The following is a 1,446-nucleotide window of genomic DNA, read 5'->3' on the forward strand; positions in this document are numbered from 1 at the left end:
GCGATCTGGTTTTCCAGTGAGTACTCCTGGTCCTCATGCTTGCTGGACACCCGGCAGTACACCGCTGTTTTGATCCGCTGATCCTGTGGGCGCTCTATGTGCGGAATCACGATCACATGATCCGAGGACGATGAAGTCCGGCTCTGCTTTTTGCTCATGCTTTCCCACCTCCTTTTTCTTCCGGCGACGGCGCATCGCCTTTTCCCTCTGTTCATCTGTCCGGAAGGCTGTATTTCCACTCATCCGCTCCATCAGAATCCTCCGGGTATCTGCGTGTTCCTTGCCGCCCATGCCGATGCTGTTCATCCAGCTTCGGAACGTGTATCGTTCATTGCTGGTTTTCACCGGATCTGCTTTTACCCAGGCAGCCTTCTCACAGGCTTTGACAAGTTCTTCTGCAAAGTCCCGATAGGCCGCCAGCTCCTCCACCGTCCGATCCTTTGGGAATCCGGTAAAGAGCACCTTTGTGGAAGAAAAGGTGATGCCCCTAAGTGCCTTCTCTGCGCCGCTTTTTACCAGCACCGTCTGAAGCTCAGAAAGGTTTGCCGGATTTGTTTCGTTCAGGTTCTTGAGGAGGACTGCCGATACAAAGAAGGCGTTCGGCTGCCCGATGGCCTTGTTGATGAGCACGCCCTTCGAAGAAAGCATGTGGATGAGGTTGACCCGGACCGTCACGTCATCTGCGATCTCTGCCTCGATACCTGTGCCTTTCTTTTTATCCACGATCAGACCGCTTTCTTTCAGCTTTCCGATCAGATCGGGATCTGCCTTTTCATCCGGAACCTGGATGTGTGCGTTTCGAAGAACCGTGTAGTCTCCTATCCTGTAGTGGAAGGTCGGTGCTCCGGCGTATTCGGCATTACGCCCGGTGCTCTCTTCAAGAAACCGCACAAGAGTGGCCCTGTCTGTAATGGTTGTAAGTAGTTCCATCGTTGCCTCCTTTCTCTTTTGGTAGTCTATCCATCACTCTGATCTGCGATTCTATCAAGTCATTTCTGCCTTTTTCTTCCTAATATAATTGCGGATAAATATGCGGTCTCATCAGCTGCCAAAGTAGTCCACCACGTAATGCTCGTGGCAGCAGTACTTCCGGTTCTTATTGCCGTAGACCTCGAAGGTCTTCCCGCAATACGCGCACACCTTGGTGTAGATCGCCTTGGGGTTCTTTTTCTGCTCGTTGCGGTGGAGCTTCCAATATGTGCGCCGGCACTTCTCACAGCAGAACCGCTTCTTTCGTCCCCGGCGGCCTTCCTCCTTCGCGATGGGCTTTCCGCAGAAAGCGCAGGCTTCCCGCATCTTTATCTTTTCAGGCAGCTCCTCGTCCACGGGAATACGATCGCAATCGTCCTTTTTGCACTGATACCGGACCTTCTCGTAAGAAACCCCGGTGTATTCCGCAATCTTCCGATTGCTCATCCCGCTTTTTCGAAGCAGGAGCACCTGCTC

2 protein-coding genes are annotated in these 1,446 nt (G+C 52.8%); both read right to left on the minus strand.

All coding sequences use genetic code 11. The features are described from left to right. Window positions 1–33: 33 nt before the first annotated feature. Window positions 34–930: a hypothetical protein gene (locus ACTQ1N_RS12620; RefSeq protein WP_441957002.1), complete on the minus strand. Its 897-nt coding sequence runs from the start codon at window positions 928–930 to the stop codon at window positions 34–36. A 111-nt stretch (window positions 931–1,041) separates the two neighbouring features. Beyond that, window positions 1,042–1,446 (minus strand): hypothetical protein (locus tag ACTQ1N_RS12625; protein WP_441957003.1); only part of this gene is annotated, 405 nt, incomplete at its 5' end.

It is taken from the genome of Porcincola sp. LCP21S3_C12 (assembly GCF_052118625.1).
Classification (GTDB): domain Bacteria; phylum Bacillota; class Clostridia; order Lachnospirales; family Lachnospiraceae; genus Porcincola.